17 protein-coding genes are annotated in these 15,789 nt (G+C 73.1%); 6 read left to right on the forward strand and 11 right to left on the reverse strand.

Annotated features, from left to right (window positions below; genetic code table 11):
- Positions 1-9: 9 nt before the first annotated feature.
- From ABIE67_RS08445 to ABIE67_RS08465, 5 genes are all read right to left on the reverse strand, one after another.
- Positions 10-3,000, reverse strand: coding sequence for an AAA family ATPase (locus ABIE67_RS08445; RefSeq protein WP_370255677.1), 2,991 nt, complete (start codon positions 2,998-3,000; stop codon positions 10-12).
- Positions 2,997-4,160: an exonuclease SbcCD subunit D gene (locus ABIE67_RS08450; protein ID WP_370255678.1), complete on the reverse strand. Its 1,164-nt coding sequence runs from the start codon at positions 4,158-4,160 to the stop codon at positions 2,997-2,999. Before ABIE67_RS08450 ends, ABIE67_RS08445 begins: the two co-directional genes overlap by 4 nt.
- Before the next feature lie 209 nt (positions 4,161-4,369).
- On the reverse strand, positions 4,370-4,996 hold the full coding sequence (locus tag ABIE67_RS08455) for a YigZ family protein (protein ID WP_370255679.1): 627 nt from the start codon (positions 4,994-4,996) through the stop codon (positions 4,370-4,372).
- 47 nt (positions 4,997-5,043) lie between these two features.
- The gene (locus ABIE67_RS08460; protein WP_370255680.1) at positions 5,044-5,586 is read right to left on the reverse strand and encodes a histidine phosphatase family protein; all 543 of its coding nucleotides are present in this window, start codon (positions 5,584-5,586) and stop codon (positions 5,044-5,046) included.
- Positions 5,583-6,341 (reverse strand): hypothetical protein, encoded by a 759-nt coding sequence (locus ABIE67_RS08465; RefSeq protein ID WP_370268326.1) that lies wholly within the window; start codon positions 6,339-6,341, stop codon positions 5,583-5,585. The genes ABIE67_RS08460 and ABIE67_RS08465 overlap by 4 nt, the downstream gene beginning before the upstream one ends.
- Before the next feature lie 315 nt (positions 6,342-6,656).
- On the opposite strand from ABIE67_RS08465, the gene ABIE67_RS08470 reads away from it, so the two are divergent.
- Entirely contained in the window at positions 6,657-7,064 is a 408-nt protein-coding gene (locus ABIE67_RS08470) for a CoA-binding protein (RefSeq protein ID WP_370255681.1), read from the forward strand.
- Here ABIE67_RS08470 and ABIE67_RS08475 read toward each other — a convergent pair.
- The gene (locus tag ABIE67_RS08475) at positions 7,021-7,929 is read right to left on the reverse strand and encodes a helix-turn-helix transcriptional regulator (protein WP_370268330.1); all 909 of its coding nucleotides are present in this window, start codon (positions 7,927-7,929) and stop codon (positions 7,021-7,023) included. The genes ABIE67_RS08470 and ABIE67_RS08475 overlap by 44 nt on opposite strands.
- 159 nt (positions 7,930-8,088) lie before the next feature.
- Here ABIE67_RS08475 and ABIE67_RS08480 point away from each other — a divergent pair, with 159 nt between their 5' ends.
- Together ABIE67_RS08480 and ABIE67_RS08485 are read left to right on the forward strand one after the other, a co-directional pair.
- Entirely contained in the window at positions 8,089-8,493 is a 405-nt protein-coding gene (locus ABIE67_RS08480) for a cupin domain-containing protein (protein ID WP_370255682.1), read from the forward strand.
- Positions 8,494-8,536: 43 nt separating this feature from the next.
- Positions 8,537-9,760, forward strand: coding sequence for a 4-hydroxybenzoate 3-monooxygenase (locus tag ABIE67_RS08485; protein ID WP_370255683.1), 1,224 nt, complete (start codon positions 8,537-8,539; stop codon positions 9,758-9,760).
- Positions 9,761-9,848: 88 nt separating this feature from the next.
- On the opposite strand, the gene ABIE67_RS08490 is transcribed toward ABIE67_RS08485, so the two are convergent.
- Positions 9,849-10,208, reverse strand: coding sequence for an ArsR/SmtB family transcription factor (locus ABIE67_RS08490; RefSeq protein WP_370255684.1), 360 nt, complete (start codon positions 10,206-10,208; stop codon positions 9,849-9,851).
- Between the two features lie 61 nt (positions 10,209-10,269).
- Here ABIE67_RS08490 and ABIE67_RS08495 point away from each other — a divergent pair, with 61 nt between their 5' ends.
- The gene (locus ABIE67_RS08495; RefSeq protein ID WP_370255685.1) at positions 10,270-11,385 is read left to right on the forward strand and encodes a cation diffusion facilitator family transporter; all 1,116 of its coding nucleotides are present in this window, start codon (positions 10,270-10,272) and stop codon (positions 11,383-11,385) included.
- 15 nt (positions 11,386-11,400) lie between these two features.
- Here the strand turns inward: ABIE67_RS08495 and ABIE67_RS08500 are convergent, their stop codons facing one another.
- Positions 11,401-11,958 carry a YbaK/EbsC family protein gene (locus ABIE67_RS08500; protein WP_370255686.1) on the reverse strand — a complete coding sequence of 186 codons (558 nt, stop codon included), beginning with the start codon at positions 11,956-11,958 and terminating at the stop codon, positions 11,401-11,403.
- Positions 11,959-12,001: 43 nt separating this feature from the next.
- Positions 12,002-12,574, reverse strand: coding sequence for a helix-turn-helix domain-containing protein (locus tag ABIE67_RS08505; protein ID WP_370255687.1), 573 nt, complete (start codon positions 12,572-12,574; stop codon positions 12,002-12,004).
- 127 nt (positions 12,575-12,701) lie between these two features.
- On the opposite strand from ABIE67_RS08505, the gene ABIE67_RS08510 reads away from it, so the two are divergent.
- Positions 12,702-13,559 (forward strand): EamA family transporter, encoded by an 858-nt coding sequence (locus tag ABIE67_RS08510; protein ID WP_370255688.1) that lies wholly within the window; start codon positions 12,702-12,704, stop codon positions 13,557-13,559.
- Between the two features lies 1 nt (position 13,560).
- Here the strand turns inward: ABIE67_RS08510 and ABIE67_RS08515 are convergent, their stop codons facing one another.
- Positions 13,561-14,358 (reverse strand): DapH/DapD/GlmU-related protein, encoded by a 798-nt coding sequence (locus tag ABIE67_RS08515; protein ID WP_370255689.1) that lies wholly within the window; start codon positions 14,356-14,358, stop codon positions 13,561-13,563.
- 115 nt (positions 14,359-14,473) lie between these two features.
- Here ABIE67_RS08515 and ABIE67_RS08520 point away from each other — a divergent pair, with 115 nt between their 5' ends.
- Positions 14,474-15,004: a gamma carbonic anhydrase family protein gene (locus tag ABIE67_RS08520; RefSeq protein ID WP_370255690.1), complete on the forward strand. Its 531-nt coding sequence runs from the start codon at positions 14,474-14,476 to the stop codon at positions 15,002-15,004.
- 93 nt (positions 15,005-15,097) lie between these two features.
- Here the strand turns inward: ABIE67_RS08520 and ABIE67_RS08525 are convergent, their stop codons facing one another.
- Positions 15,098-15,742, reverse strand: coding sequence for a DedA family protein (locus ABIE67_RS08525; RefSeq protein ID WP_370255691.1), 645 nt, complete (start codon positions 15,740-15,742; stop codon positions 15,098-15,100).
- Positions 15,743-15,789: the final 47 nt, after the last annotated feature.

Consider the following 15,789-nt stretch of genomic DNA (forward strand, 5'->3'; position numbering starts at 1 on the left):
CACGAAGCCCTACGCGCCCCGCTGCCGCAGCACCGACCCCGACCTCCCCTTCACGACCTCCAGCTGCGCGTGGATCCGCCGCCGCAGATCGGCGACATGGCTGACGATCCCGACGCTGCGGTCGCGCTCGCGCAGGGAGTCGAGGACGTCGAGCACCTCGTCGAGGGTCTGGTCGTCGAGGCTGCCGAAGCCCTCGTCGATGAAGAGGGTGTCGAGGCGGACCCCGCCGGCCTCGTCGGTGACGACGTCCGCGAGTCCGAGGGCGAGGGCGAGTGAGGCGAAGAACGTCTCGCCGCCCGACAGCGTGGCCGTGTCCCGCTCGCGCCCGGTCCAGGCGTCGACGACGTGCAGTCCGAGCCCGCTGCGGCCACGGCCGGCCCGGTCGTCGGAGTGGACGAGGGTGTAGCGGCCGGACGACATGCGCTGCAGGCGTACGGTCGCGGCGGCGGCGACCTGTTCGAGGCGGGCCGCCAGGACGTACGACTCCAGGCGCATCTTGCGTTCGTTGTCCGCCGCGGTGCCCGCGGTGAGGGCGGCGAGGCGGGCCACGCGGTCGTACTCCTCACGCAGCGGGGCGAGTTGGCGTACGGCGGCGGTCGCGCGCGCGGACAGCCGGTCGAGTTCGGTGCAGCGTCGGGCGGCCGCGTCGCGCGCGGAGGCGGCTTCGCGGGCCCGCTGGGCCGCGGCGGACGCGGCCCTCTCGGCGGCGGCGAGGTCGGCGGGCGGCTGCTGGGCGGCGGCCGCCGTGTCGGCCTCGGCGAGGACGGCGCGTACGGCGGCCTCCTCGGACTGCCAGGCGTCCAGCCGTCGTTGGAGTTCGCGGTACGCGGCGTCGTCGAGCAGCGCGGCGGCCGCGGCCTGCGGGGTGTCGAACCCGGCGCGGAACGCGGCGTCGGCGAGGCGGGCGTCGGCGTCCTTGAGCCGCTGGGCGGTGTCCTCGGCGGTGCGCGCGGTGTCGGCGGCGTCGGTGAGCAGCTCGGCCTGCCGGGCCAGTTGGGCGGCCCGCGCGGCCACGCTCGTGGCGGTGCCGCGCGCCTCGGCCAACTCCCCCTCCAGAGTTTCCCTTTCCCGGTCCAGCCGCTCACGGTGGCCCACCCGGGACGCCACTCGGACCGCCGCCTGCTGCCGGTCGGCGGTCCGCCGCTCGTACTCCGCCTCGGCCCGGCGCAGCTCCTCGTGCGCCGGATGCAGCGCGGACGCGTCGCGGCGGGCCTGCGCCCACAGGAGCTCCAGCTCCTCGCAGTGCGCGGCGAGTCGGTCGGTCGGCGAGTCGCCGGCCTCGGCGGTGGCGGCGGCCAGTGCCTCGCGTACGACGCCCAGGTGCCGTTCCTTCTCGCTGTGCCGCTCGTCCGCCTGCTGGTAGGCGGCCAGCGCGCGCTCCTCCGCCTCCCGGTCCACGTGCCCGGCGTCCTTGCGGGCGGGGGCGGGGTGGTCGGTGGCGCCGCACACCGCGCAGGGTTCGCCGTCGTTCAGCTGGGCGGCCAGTTCGGCGGCGATGCCGTTCAGGCGCTGTTCCTTGACGTCGAGCCAGTGCGCCTTGGCCGCCAGAGCCTGCTCCTGGGCGAGTCGGGCCTGGTCGGCGGCCGCGTCCGTGTCACCGGCCAGCTGGTCGCGCATCCGCGCGGCGACGAGGCGCTGCTGCGCGGACTCGCGCTGTACGGCGAGCTGCTCGGCTCGGGTCGCGGCCTCCTGGGCGCTGTCGATACGGGCCTGGAGCGCGGCGCGCTTCTCCTCCCATCCGGCGAGCCAGCCCTCGGCGTCCTGCAGCAGGCCGTCGTCGGCACGTTCCTGACGGTCCAGTTCGTCGCGCTCGCCGACGAGGTCGGCCAGCCGCTGCTCGGCGCGGCGGGCGGACTCCAGTCCGCCCAGTTCCTCGGCGGCCCGGCGGGCGGCGGCCGCGAGCCCGGCGGCCTCGGCCCCCGCGAAGGTCTCCGGCAACAGTCCACGCGCGCGTACCTCGGCTGTGGCCGCCCGCCGGTGCTCCGTCTCGGCGGCCTCCCGCAGCTCCAGCGCGGGCGCCACGGCCTCCGCCTTGCGGGCCCGCTCCATCCGCGCCTGCGCCTGCCGATAGCCGTCGGCCCGCTCCTCCAGCAGCCGGCCCCGCTCCCGCGCGTCGGCGAACCGCTGCTGCAGCCTGGCCACTTCGCGTACGTCACCGAGGGCGCGGTCGGCCGCGGCCTGGGCCGATTCGGCGGCGAGGAGACCGCAGTGGGCGACGGTGAGCTGCTCGCGGGCGGTGCTGCGGGCGATGGCGGCGGCCCCGAGGATGGCGTCCGCCAGGCCCGGCTCCCCCGGTGCCAGGTCGGGCAGTTGCATGGCATCGCCCGCCGCCTGCTGCATCCGGTGCGCGTCGGCGAGCAGCGCGGCGTCGCCGTCCCGCACCTGGGCCTCGGCCGCGCGCCTGCGCTCGGTGAGGCGCTTCTCGACCTCGGCGAAGCGATGGGTGTCGAAGAGGCGGCCCAGCAGCTTGCCGCGGGCCTCGGCGTCGGCGCGCAGGAAGCGGGCGAAGTCGCCCTGGGGCAGCAGCACGACCTGGCAGAACTGCTCGCGGCTCATGCCCAGCAGCTGGGTGATCTCCTCGCCGATCTCCTGGTGCGAGCGGCTGAGGTCCTTCCAGGTCCCGGCCTGGGCGTCGTACTCGCGCAGCCAGCTCTGCGCCTTGTCCAGCGTCGTGCCCGTGCCCCGCTTCTTGGGGCGCTCCCAGGGCGGTTGCCGGGTGACCTCCAACCGGCGTGCCGCGACGGTGAGTTCGAGGCGGACCTCGGTGCGGGTGCCGGCCGGGGCGTGGTCGCTGCGCAGGGTCATGCCCTGGCCGCTCTGGCGGGCACCCGGCACCGAGCCGTAGAGCGCGTAGCAGACGGCGTCCAGGACGGAGGTCTTACCGGCGCCGGTCGGTCCGTGCAGCAGGAAGAGGCCGGCCAGGGACAGGTCGTCGAAGTCGACGCTCTGAGCACCGCCGAAGGGCCCGAAGGCCGTCACGTCGAGACGGTGGAGCCTCACCGCGCCACCTCCCGCACGGCGTCGTCGGCCCGCACGGCGTCGAACGCGTCCCGCAGCACGCCCTGTTCGTGCTCGTCGGGCCCGGCGCCGCGCACATGCGCCACGAAGTCCTCCGCGATCTCCTGATCGCTCCGGCCGGCCAGGCGCTGCGCATAGGACACATCGGGGTCGTCGGGCGCCCGCTCGGGGTCGAAGACGAGGCTCAGCGTGTGCGGGAAGCGCTCGGCGAGCCGGGCCATCGGGTCCGCCGGTCGCACCGCGTCCGTGAGCGTCGCCTCGACCCACGCCTCCTCGTGCCGTTCGAGTCCGGGGTCGGCGAGCAGTTCCTCCAGCGTCCCCCGGATCCGGGCCAGGGCGCGCGGCACCGGACAGTCGACGCGCTCGGCCGTGACCGCGCCGTCGGCGTCCAGGTCGACGAGCCACATGCTCTTGCGGTGATCGGCCTCCGAGAAGGAGTACGGCAGGGGTGAGCCCGAGTAGCGGACGCGCTCGGTGATGGTCTGGCAGCCGTGGAGATGGCCCAGCGCCGCGTAGTCGACGCCGTCGAAGACCCCGCCAGGTACCGCGGCCACCCCGCCGACGGTGATGTCCCGCTCACTGTCGCTGGCTTCGCCCCCTGTGACGAAGGCGTGCGCGAGGACGACCGACCGCGTGCCACGCGCGCGTGTCGCGAGGTCGGCGCGCACCCCGTCCATGGCGGCGGCGAGCACGGCCTCGTGACCAGGCTTCGCGACACCGAACTCGTCCTTCACCAGCGCGGGTTCCAGATACGGCAGTCCATAGAAGGCCACGTCGCCGAAGTCGTCCCGCAGCACGACCGGCGTACCGCACGCCGAGGGCTCGGTCCGCAGGTGGATGCCCGCACGGCCGATCAGCCCGGCTCCGACCCCGAGCCGACGCGCCGAGTCGTGGTTCCCGGAGATCATCACCGTCGGCACGCCCAGGTCGGCGAGCCGGTGCAGGGCGTCGTCGAACAGCTCGACCGCGGCGAGCGGCGGCACCGCCCGGTCGTACACGTCCCCCGACACGACCACCGCGTCCACGCCGCGCTCGCGCACGGTGGTGACGAGGTGGCCGATGAACTCGGCCTGGGCGCCGAGCATGCTCACCCGGTGGAATGCCCGGCCGAGGTGCCAGTCGGAAGTGTGCAGAATTCTCATGAAATCACTCTGAACTGCACGTTTGCCCCTACTGCGCCACCAGAACCAGCACGAACCAGCACGGGGCTCGCCGTCAACACCCGCCACGCTAACGCATGTCACCCCTCCGGTCCGCCAGTCCCCTCGGACGCCCGCCTCCAAGCCAGGTGGCGACGAGTCGGGCCGGGCCCGCAGACGGAGTTTCCGTGGCGAAGCCGCCGCCCCGCCCGTCACGCGTCCCCGTACGCCTCTCCCCCGAGCTCGAACCCCGCAGCCCCCGCCGTGGCGTCCGCGAGCCACGCCCGGAACGCGTCCACGTCGGCGTCGGGCAGGCCGATCTCGATGGTGACCGCCTCGCCGTACCGCACGTCCCGCACCTCGCGTCCGGTCGACCTCAGGTCGTTCTCCACCTTGCCCGCGCGCTGGTGGTCGACGGTCACCGTGGCCAGCCGGAAGCGGCGGCGCGTGAGGGTGCCGAGCTCGTCCAGCGCCTTGCCGACCGCTCCGCCGTAGGCCCGGATGAGCCCGCCCGCGCCCAGCTTGACGCCGCCGTAGTAGCGAGTGACGACGGCGACGACGTACCGCATGTCGCGGCGGAGCAGCATCTGGAGCATGGGCACGCCGGCCGTGCCGCCCGGTTCGCCGTCGTCGCTGGCCTTCTGGATCGCGGCGTCGGCGCCGATGACGTAGGCCCAGCAGTTGTGGGTGGCGTCCGCGTGCTCCTTGCGGAGGGCGGCGATGAAGTCCTGGGCCTCCTGTTCGGTGGCCGCCGGGGCGAGCGCGCAGATGAACCGTGAGCGGTTGACCTCGGTCTCGTGCACGCCCGCGTGGGCGACTGTGCGGTACTCGTCCTGCATCCGGCCAGCCTATGCGCCCCGCCGAGGGGCGCCCGCGCGGGAGGCGCTCACGGCTTCCTGCCCCGCGCCACCATCACGCCCGTCAGCAGCGCCGTGCCGGGCGCGAGGGCCTGCCAGGTGGTGCCGTGCCAGGCCAGTACGGCGATCGCCGAGGTCGGGAACTTCGTACGGACCTCGTCGAGCGCGTCGTCGAGGCCGTCGCCGGCGAGTTCGAGGACGAGTTCCTCCAGGCCGGGGTTGTGCCCGACCAGGAGCAGTGTCCCGACCCCGGCGGACACCTCGTGCACGACCGCCAGCAGGTCGGACACGTCCGCCGCGTAGAGCCGCGGATCATGGCGTACGGGCGGCGGTGTGCCCCACTGGGCGGCGGCCAGTTCCCAGGTCTCACGCGCGCGTACGGCGGTCGAGCACAGGGCGAGGTCCGGCAGGCAGTCGTTCGCGGCCAGCATCCGGCCCGCCGCGGGGGCGTCACGGTGGCCACGCGGGGCGAGCGGGCGTTCGTGGTCGGCGACGCCGTCCGGCCAGGCGGACTTGGCGTGCCGCAGCACGACCAGGCGGCGCAGCGGGCCCGCGCCCATGCGCGCGGTCATGCCGGGGTTCCCAGGTCGTGGGCGAGGTCCAGGCCGAGGAGCCGGTCGGCGTAGGCGTACGTCTCGAAGCGGGCGCCGTCCGGCAGGTCAGGTTCGGTCTCCACCCAGCGCAGGACCCCGAGCACCCCGGGGACGTCGAGGTCGTCCTCCCAGGCGGCACGGAGCTCCGTACGCACCTCGTCGGGGATGGGCCGCGACGGCTGTTGCGCCCAGGCGGCGACGGCCCGGCGCCAGCGGGCGAGGGTGTCGTGGGCGTCGGCGAGCGCGGCCACGTCGAGTCGTACGGGCACGCCTCGGCGCCGGGAGAGCAGCGCGAGGCGCAGGGCGGCGGGGTCGGCCTCCTCGGGAGGCGCCTCCGAGTGCACGGGCGCCACGGTGACCCGCACCCCCTCGGGTTCCGCGCCGCCCTCGCGCACGACGTGGAGGACCTGTGCCTCGCCGAGCCCCGACGTGGCGTCCCGGCCGTCCTCGAAGGGCCGGATGCCGAGCGCCGCGGCCCCGGCCCGGAGTTCCGCCCGCTGCCGCTCCGCGTCGAGCAGCGCCCAGACCGGCGTACCGCCGAGTTCCAGCGCGCGGACGAGGAGATCGGCGACGAGCAGTACCCGCAGGGCCGTGACGTCGAAGCCCTCGGTATGCGCCTCGATGCGGGTCAGGCCCCGGCGGGCGGGCGCGGCGTCGACGGGCTTGCCGGTTCGGGCGTCGATGATGCGCAGCACGGAGCGAGCGTAGGCGCAGGCGCGGCCGTCCGCAGCCATCCGGCCCGCTTTCCGGTCAGCGTGGCGGGAGCCGGGGGTGCCGGGAGTTCGCTGGTCATCCATGGCCGCAGGGTCCGTTCACGCGCGCGAGACGCTCGTCGTACCCGGGCATCGCCACCCCCTGCCGTGCGGACTGCCCGAACGGTACTGCGCACCGGCCCGCCCGGACAGGAGTTCGGGCCCGGGTTCCGCGAACCCATGGAGGTGCCGGCGAGGAACCGTGCGGTTGACGGCGGGAATCCTGGTGGGGCGTCGGCCGTTGTGCGTCATGAGAACAGCTGGACGGCAGCTGTACGAGGCGCAGGGAGGCCGGCGGTGTACGGCGACGAGGCAGCGGTCCGCAGGATCCTCACCGAACTGGGCGACACCTGGGCCGTCGTGGGCCTGTCGTCGAACCAGCGGCGGGCGGCGTACGGAGTCGCCGAGGTCCTCCAGCGTTACGGCAAGCGCGTCGTGCCCGTCCATCCGAAGGCGGAGACGGTGCACGGCGAGCCGGGTTACGCCTCCCTGGCGGACATCCCCTTCGACGTGGACGTGGTCGACGTCTTCGTGAACAGTGACCTGGCCGGCCCGGTGGTGGACGACGCGCTCGCCAAGGGCGCCAAAGCGGTCTGGTTCCAACTGGGCGTCATCGACGAGGCGGCGTACGACCGCGCCCGCGCGGCGGGCCTGGAGATGGTCATGGACCGCTGCCCGGCGATCGAGATACCGCGCCTGGGCTAGCCCCCGACGCCTGGGCGTCCTCGGTGGCGGCCCAGGCGGACAGCAGTCGCAGGGCGTCGTGGCCCGCGGTGCCCGGCTCGGCGCTGTAGGCGGTGAGCGTCAGGCCGGGCTGGGCCGGCAGCGCCATGGCGTCGAAGTCGAGGACGAGGTCGCCGATTTCCGGGTGCCGGAAGGGTTTGCGGCCGGTGTGGTGCAGGCGCACGTTGTGCTTGGCCCACTCGGTGCGGAACTCGTCGCTGCGGGTCGCCAACTCGCCGATCAAACCGGTGAGTTCACTGTAGTGCGGGTCGCGCCCGGCTTCGGTGCGCAGCAGGGAGACGGTGGTGTTGAGCGAGGCCTCCCAGTCGGGGAAGAAGTCCCGGCCGGCGGGGTGGAGGAACTGGAAGCGGGCGATGTTGACCGGGCGGGGCGCGTCGGCGGCGAACAGCGGCGCGTAGAGGGCGCGGCCCAGGCGGTTGATGGCGAGGACGTCCAGGCGGCCGTTGCGGACGAAGGCCGGGGCGTCGGTCATGGCGTCCAGCACGCGCTGGACGCTGGCGGGGACGGTGCCGCGAGGCCGCTTGGCGCGGCGGGCGGGGCGTCGGCGCTGGGCGGCGGCCAGGTCGTAGAGGTGGGCCCGTTCGGCATCGTCGAGCTGGAGGGCGCTCGCGACGGCGTCGAGGACTTCCTCGGAGGCGCCGGCCAAGTGGCCGCGCTCCAGACGGACGTAGTAGTCGACGCTGACTCCGGCCAACAAGGCGACTTCCTCGCGGCGCAGCCCCGGGACGCGGCGGTTTCCGCCGTAGGCGGGCAGGCCGGCCTGCTGGGGTGTGATCTTCGCGCGGCGGGTGGCGAGGAACTCACGGATGTCGTGGGCGGTGTCCATACGGCCCAGGCCAGGCGTGCCGTGCCGCACCTGGGGGGTCCTGACAGTACCTGGCACGACAGTACCTTCCGCCCGGGTGTGACCTGCTGTTTCCTCGTTCGCATCGGAGCGGGCGGCTCCCGTACCGCCCGGCACCGACCGATGACGAAGGACCTTTCCATGGAACTGCTGGAGAAGCAGGAAACGATCAAGCTGCCGGCCGAGTGGTTCACCGGCGACGCCTGGGCCGATGTGATCCACCGCGGTGAGGAGCCGTCCCAGGTCCGCGCCAACGCGGTGCACTTCTCCCCGGGCGCTCGCACGGCCTGGCACTCCCACGGCCTGGGCCAGACCCTCTACATCGTCGAGGGCATCGCCCTGGTCCAGTCCCGCGGCGGCGAGGTCCTCGAGGCGCACCCCGGTGACGTGATCTGGACGCCGCCGGGCGAGGAGCACTGGCACGGCGCCGCCCCCGGCCACTTCATGACGCACCTCGCGCTGTGGGAGACCGACGACGTCACCTGGCTGGAGCAGGTCAGCGACGCCGAGTACACCGGCGAGCGGCGCAGCACCCGCTGCCGCTGACACGGCCCTCCCCTCCCTCCTCGGCCACCCTCATAATGCTCGGGTGACTTCGACCTCCCCCCACCCCAACTCCGCTGCCCCGCAACGCTTTCCGGTCGTCGTCGTGGGCGCCGGGCCGGCCGGCCTGACGATCGGCAACATCCTGCGGGCGGCCTCCGTCGACTGTCTGGTCCTGGAGACCGAGACCCGGCCGTTCATCGAGCAGCGGCCACGGGCCGGGGTCCTGGAGGAGTGGGCCGTACGGGGACTCCAGCGGCGGGGCCTCGCGGACACGTTGCTGGAGCGGGCGCAGCGGCACACCGAGTGCGAGTTCCGGTTCGCCGGGGAGCGCTACCGGTTCGAGTACGCGCAGCTCACGGGGGTTCATCACTGGGTCTACCCGCAGCAGTTGCTGGTGACGGACCTGGTGCGGGAGTACGCGGACGTGCGCGGCGGGGCCATACGCTTCGGCGTGCGGGACGTGGAGCTGCACGACCTCGACACCGACCATCCCACGGTGTCGTACACCTGCCCGGAGACCGGGCGTCGGGAGGTCGTGCGCTGCGACTTCGTCGCCGGCTGCGACGGAGCGCGCGGAGTGACGCGCACCGCGCTGCCCGCCGGCCGTGCCCATGTCTCCCGCAGTGACTACGGCATCGGCTGGCTGGCGCTGCTCGCCGAGGCGCCGCCGTCCGCCGACTGCGTCCTGTTCGGCATGCATCCGAACGGCTTCGCCGGGCACATGCCGCGCAGCGGCGACGTGACCCGCTACTACCTGGAGTGCCCGCCCGGCGACTACCCGGAGAACTGGTCGCACGACAGGGTCTGGACGGAACTGCAGCAGCGGCTCGGGGCCAGTGGCGTGCCACGGCTGACCGAGGGGCGGCTGATCGAGAAGCGCGTTCTCGACATGCACAACTACGTCGTCGAGCCCATGGTGTTCGGCCGTCTCTTCCTGGCCGGCGACGCCGCCCACCTCACCGCCCCCATCGCTGCCAAGGGCATGAACCTCGCCCTGCACGACGCCTTCCTGCTCGGCGACGGACTGGTCGCGTACCTCACGAAGGGCGACAGCACCGGCCTGGACGGCTACTCGGCGGCCTGCCTGGGCCGGGTGTGGGACTACCAGGAGTTCTCCCACTGGCTCTCCGAGGTGTACCACGGCACGTCCTCGGGCGACCCGTACCGCGCGGGCACCACCCTGGCCCGCCTCCGCCGTATCTTCGGCTCCCCGACGGCGGCGATGGCCTTCGCGGAGCAGTACCTGGGCAAGAACGCCGACTACTGAACGCCGGCTACTGAACTCCGACCACGGAATGCCGACCACGGAATGCCGACCACGGAATGCCGACCACGGACCAACGACCTCTGCCGTATCAGTCGTGCAGCGGCCGGTCACTGAGTCGATGGTCCGCCACGTTCAGCGCCTCGTCGACGAGGCGGCGCAGATGGCCGTCGCGGAGGGAGTAGACCACCCGGCGGCCCTCCTTTCGCGTGGTCACCAGGCCCGCGAGGCGCAGTCGGGCCAGATGCTGGCTGACCGCGGGCCGGGCCGCGCCGCACGCCTCCGTGAGCGTCGTGACGTCGGCCTCTCCCGCCGTGAGGGCATGCAGCAGCGTGAGCCGGGTGCGGTCGCCGAGCAGGGCGAGGAGTTCGGCGGCGAGCGCGAACTGTTCCTCGCCCGGGGTGCGCGGGTGCGCATCGTGCGCAGATGACAGGTGCATGCGTGCGCTCATACGCACATAATGGCGTCGTGGGCGGCACACGTCCACTCCCGCGCACCGGAAGGGGACCACCGTGAGCGACCGGCACGAACACGAGCACCACCACGGGCACCGCCACGCCCACGACCATCCCCACCCCGACCCCGACCCCCGCCCCCATCCGCACCCCCATCCACACCCACACCCGCACCCGCACTCCCCCACCGGCCTCCGCCACCGCCTCACCCACCTCCTCAAGCCCCACTCCCACGAGACCGCCGACAAGCTCGACTCGGCCCTGGAGTCGTCGGCCCGCGGCATGCGCGCGCTGTGGGTCTCGCTGGCCGTGCTCGGTCTGACGGCCCTCGCTCAGGCGGTCGTGGTGGCCGTCTCAGGGTCGGTGGCGCTGCTCGGCGACACGGTGCACAACACGGCGGACGCGCTGACCGCCGTACCGCTCGGGATCGCCTTCGTGCTGGGCCGGCGCGCGGCGACACGGCGCTTCACCTACGGCTACGGACGGGCCGAGGACCTCGCGGGCATCGTCATCGTGCTGACGATCGCGGCGTCCGCGGCCTTCGCCGCGTGGACGGCCGTCGACCGGCTCCTCGACCCGCGCCCTGTGCAGCAGATCCCGGCCGTCGCCGTGGCGGCGCTCGTCGGGTTCGCGGGCAACGAGTGGGTGGCCCGGTACCGGATCCGGGTCGGCCGTGAGATCGGCTCGGCCGCCCTCGTCGCGGACGGGCTGCACGCCCGTACGGACGGATTCACCTCACTGGCCGTCCTGTTGAGCGCCGGCGGTGCGGCGCTCGGGTGGCAACTCGCGGATCCGATCGTGGGGTTGGCGATCACGGCCGCGATCACGCTGGTGCTGCGGGACGCGGCGCGCGAGGTCTTCCGGCGCGTGATGGACGCCGTGGACCCGGCCCTGGTGGACCGGGCGGAGCGGGCGCTGCGGGAGGTCGCGGGGGTGCGCGAGGTGGGCGAGTTGCGGATGCGCTGGATCGGGCACCGGCTGCGCGCCGAGGTGGCGGTCGTCGTGGACGGCGACGTGACGGTACGGCAGGCGCACGCCATCGCCGTCGACGCCGAGCACGCCCTGCTGCACGCCGTCCCCCGGCTCACCGCGGCCCTGGTCCACGCCGACCCGGCACCGGTGCCGGGCGAGGCGGATCCGCATCTCGCCCTCGCGCACCACACCGCGGCCTGAGCTGCGACGACCGGCTCAGGCGACGCCGAGCCCGTCCAGTACGACGGCCCCGGGCAGCTCCGCGAACGCCTTCCCCGGCACCAGCAGTTTGCCGCGCCGGCGCCCGCTGCCGACCAGGACGTACGGCAGGTCGACGACGGCCGAGTCCACCAGCACCGGCCAGCCGCCGGGCAGGCCGATCGGGGTGATGCCGCCGTACTCCATGCCGGTCTCGCCGGTCGCCGTGTCCATCGAGGCGAACGACGCCTTGCGGGCGCCGAGTTGACGGCGGACGGCGCCGTTCACGTCGACCCGGGTGGTGGAGAGCACGACGCAGGCGGCCAGTGTCGTCTCGCCGCCCCGCTTGCCCGCGACGACCACGCAGTTCGCGGACTGCTCCAGCAGTTCCTGGCCGTAGTGCTCGACGAAGGTGGCGGTGTCGGCCCACTGCGGATCTGTCTCGACATAGACGATCTGGTCGGCGGGGACGCTGCCGTGCCAGGCCCGCACGGCGTCGGCGACCGGGCGGGTGAGTTCGTCGAGGCAGTCGGGGGCGGGGGTGGCGTCGTCGAAGTGTCCGATGGGTGCGTCCATGGGCGCACGCTAACAGGGCCGGGCGGGCTTTCGGCCGGGCGTCTCAGCGGACGGGCGGCACCGACACGGCGAGCACCCACTCCGTCGGGGCGTCGCTCTGATTGCCGTATGTGTGCGGGGTGTTGGCCTCGAAGGTGGCGCTCGCGCCGGCCGGGACGCGGTACTCCGCGCCCTCGACGGTGAGGGTCAGCTCGCCCGCCGTGACGTGGACGATCTCGAAGGTGCCGACGGGGTGCGGGTCCGAGCTGCTGCTCTCGCCCGGCATCAGCCGCCACTCCCACATCTCCAGTGGCCCCGGCGCCTCGGTGCCCGCGAGAAGCCTGCTGTAGCTGCCCGCGTCGGTGTGCCACAGCCGTACCACCTGGTCGGCCGAGACGACGCGCACCTTCGGGCCCTGCTCGTAGTCCAGCAGGGTGGTGATGCTGATCCCGAGCGCGTCGCCGATCTTGATCACCGTGCCGAGGCTCGGGTTGGTGCGCGCCTGCTCGATCTGGATGAGCATGCCGCGGCTGACGCCGGCCCTGGCCGCGAGTACGTCCAGGGTGAAGCCGCGCACGGCCCGCCAGTGCTTGACATTGCGCGCCAGGGACTGGGTCAGGAGGTCGAGGTCCGCCACATTCCGTCCATCGTTCCGGAGCCAAGGGGTCAAAAGAGGAGTCAAATATTCTGGATGACAGGGTCCAGTTCACTGCACTACGGTGGGGTGCACCCCACCGTGCACCGAACTGTACTGCGAGGCACCCGTGACAGCACTCTTCGCCCTGGCCACCAGCCTGCTGTGGGGGCTGGCCGACTTCGGCGGCGGACTGCTGACGCGGCGCACCCCGGCTCTCACGGTGGTCGTCGTCTCGCAGGCGATCGCCGCGACCGTGCTCGGCGTGATCGTGGTCGCCACCGGCGGCTGGAGCGAGGCCGGTGCCCAGCTGTGGTTCGCGGTCGCCGCGGGCGTGGTGGGCCCGGTCGCCCTGCTCTGCTTCTACAAGGCGCTCGCGCTGGGCCCCATGGGCGTGGTCTCCCCGCTCGGCACCGTGGGCGTCGCCGTCCCGGTCGGCGTGGGCCTCTTCCTGGGCGAGCGGCCCGGACTGATGCAGGTCGCGGGGATCGCGGTCGCCGTGCTCGGCATCGCGCTCGCGGGCGGACCGCAGCTGCGGGGCGCGCCGGTGCAGCGGCAGGCCATCCTGCTCACCCTGGTCGCGGCCTTCGGCTTCGGCACGGTGTTCGCGCTGATCGCGGAGGCGTCGACCACGATCACCGGCCTGTTCCTGGCGCTCTTCGTGCAGCGCGTGGTCAATGTGGCGGCGGGCGGCCTCGCGCTGTACGCCTCGGTGCGACGGGGCGGCACCGCCCTCCCGGACGGCTCCTTCCCCTGGCGCTCGCTGCCCGCGCTCGCCTTCGTCGGCCTCGCCGATGTCGCGGCGAACGGCACCTATGTGGTCGCCGCCCAGCACGGCCCGGTCACGGTGGCGGCCGTACTCGCGTCGCTGTACCCGGTGGTGACCGCCCTGGCCGCGCGAAGCCTCCTGCGGGAACGGCTGCGGGGGGTGCAGGCGGCGGGAGCGGGGCTCGCGCTGGTGGGCACGCTACTGCTGGCGACCGGCTGACTCAGGACTCCGCGGCCGGTTCGGCGAGTTCGGCGGCCGTCTTCTCGTCCAGCTCCGCCAGCCGCGCCACCGTCTCGTCGTCCAGGTCGGCCAGCGCCTGGAGCTGCTCCGGTGTGATCCCGTCAGGTATGGGCACCGGCGCGGGCGTCCGCAGCGGCGGCTGCCAGCCGTCGTCGGGCGTCCAACGCCGTACGACACGGGCGGGCGCCCCCGCCACCACGGCGTGGTCGGGCACCACGCCCCGGACCACCGCGCCGGCCGCGACCACGACGTTCCGCCCGATCCGCGCCCCCGGCAGGATCACGGCCCCGGTGCCGATCCAGCACCCCGGGCCGATCTCGACCTGCTCCATGCGCGGCCACTGCTTGCCGATGGGCTCGTGCGGATCGTCGTACGAGTGGTTCGTGGAGGTGACGTAGACGTACGGCCCGAAATAGCAGTCGCTGCCGATGGTGACCGTCGTGTCGGCGATGACATGGCTGCCACGGCCCAGCACGACCCCGTCCCCTATGCGCAGGATCGGCTCCGGGCCGAGGTCGAGGTCGGGCATCAGACCCGCGGTCAGCGTCACCTGCTCGCCGACGATGCAGTGGGAGCCGAGGTGGATCCAGGGTTCGCCGAAGACGGTACCGAGCGGGAAGGCCAGCCGGGTGGCTTCGCCGATCGAGCCGAAGCGGAAGCGGCCCGGGCTGTCGGCCGTCACCGAACCCGTGCGCTGCACCCAGGCCCAGCCCGCGTGGACGGCGCGCTGCGTGAGGTTGCGCCGCCAGGACGAGAACGTGTTCTTGCGCTTGAGCACCCGCTCACCGTACTGAGCGTTCGGCGCCCTTATGAGGCAGGAGGCCTGTGATCTTCGCCCTACTGGGTGGCGTAGCGTGCGCAGTGTCTACGACGTTTGCGGTGAGGAGAGGGCGATGACGCAGAAGGCGCTGGTCATGGGCATCGGGGGCCGGGAACCGAAGATCGACGAGGCTGCGTTCGTGGCACCCACCTCGTCGGTGATCGGGGACGTGACGCTGGAGGCGGGGGCCAGCGTCTGGTACGGCGCGGTGGCGCGCGGCGATGTGGAACGGATCTCCGTCGGCGCTCAGTCCAATGTGCAGGACAACTGCACGCTGCATGCCGATCCGGGGTTTCCCGTGACCATCGGGGCGAGGGTGTCGGTCGGCCATAACGCCGTGGTGCATGGGGCGACCGTTGAGGACGACTGTCTGATCGGGATGGGGGCGACCGTGCTGAACGGTGCGGTGATCGGGGCGGGGTCTTTGGTCGCCGCTCAGGCTCTGGTGCCGCAGGGGATGCGGGTGCCGCCCGGGTCGCTGGTGGCGGGGGTACCGGCGAAGGTGAGGCGGGAACTCACTGAGGAAGAACGTCAGGGCGTCACGCTCAACGGCACGATGTACGCGGAGTTGGCGAAGGCGCACCGGGAAGAGCACGGGGCATAGCGTCGTACGCGGTCCGCGGGTTCGTTGTGGCTGGTCGCGCCCGCGCGGCGGAGCCGCACATCGATACAGCCCCGCGCCCCTGAAGGGGCGCCTTCAGTCGCCGGCGGCCACAGGTTCCGGCTCTCGGTGGGCCGTCTGGGCCTTCTTGGCCTTGCGCTTGATGATCAGCATGGACGTCAGGCCGATCAGGACCGCCGCCACCAGGCCCAGCCATGAGAAGCGCTTCAGCCAGGATTCGGCGACCACGCCGACGTAGTAGATGACCGCGGTCGTGCCGCCCGCCCAGAGGATGCCGCCGAAGACGTTGGCGATCAGGAACTTCCAGTACGGCATGCGCAGGACACCGGCGAGGGGGCCGGCGAAGATGCGCAGGAGGGCGACGAAGCGGCCGAAGAAGACGGCCCACATGCCCCACTTCTGGAAGGACCGCTCGGCGGTGGCGATGTGGCCCTCGCTGAAGTGCTTGGGGAATTTCGTGCCCAGCCAGGCCAGGAGCGGGCGTCCGCCCCTGCGGCCGATGGCGTAGCCGATGGAGTCGCCGATGATCGCGCCCGCGGTGGCGCAGGCGCCGAGCACGAAGGGGTTGATGTCACCGTGCTGTGAGGCGAGCAGCGCCGAGGAGACCAGGATGATCTCGCCGGGCAGCGGAATGCCCAGGCTCTCCAGACCGATGACCACGCCGACCAGCAGATAGATGGCGAGCGGTGGCACCGTTTCGAGCCATTCCTGGACGTGCAACGCCGCTTCCTCCCATGTCCTGCGCCCTGTGTTCCCGGCGCACGCTC

This window comes from Streptomyces sp. V4I8, assembly GCF_041261225.1.
GTDB lineage: Bacteria > Actinomycetota > Actinomycetes > Streptomycetales > Streptomycetaceae > Streptomyces.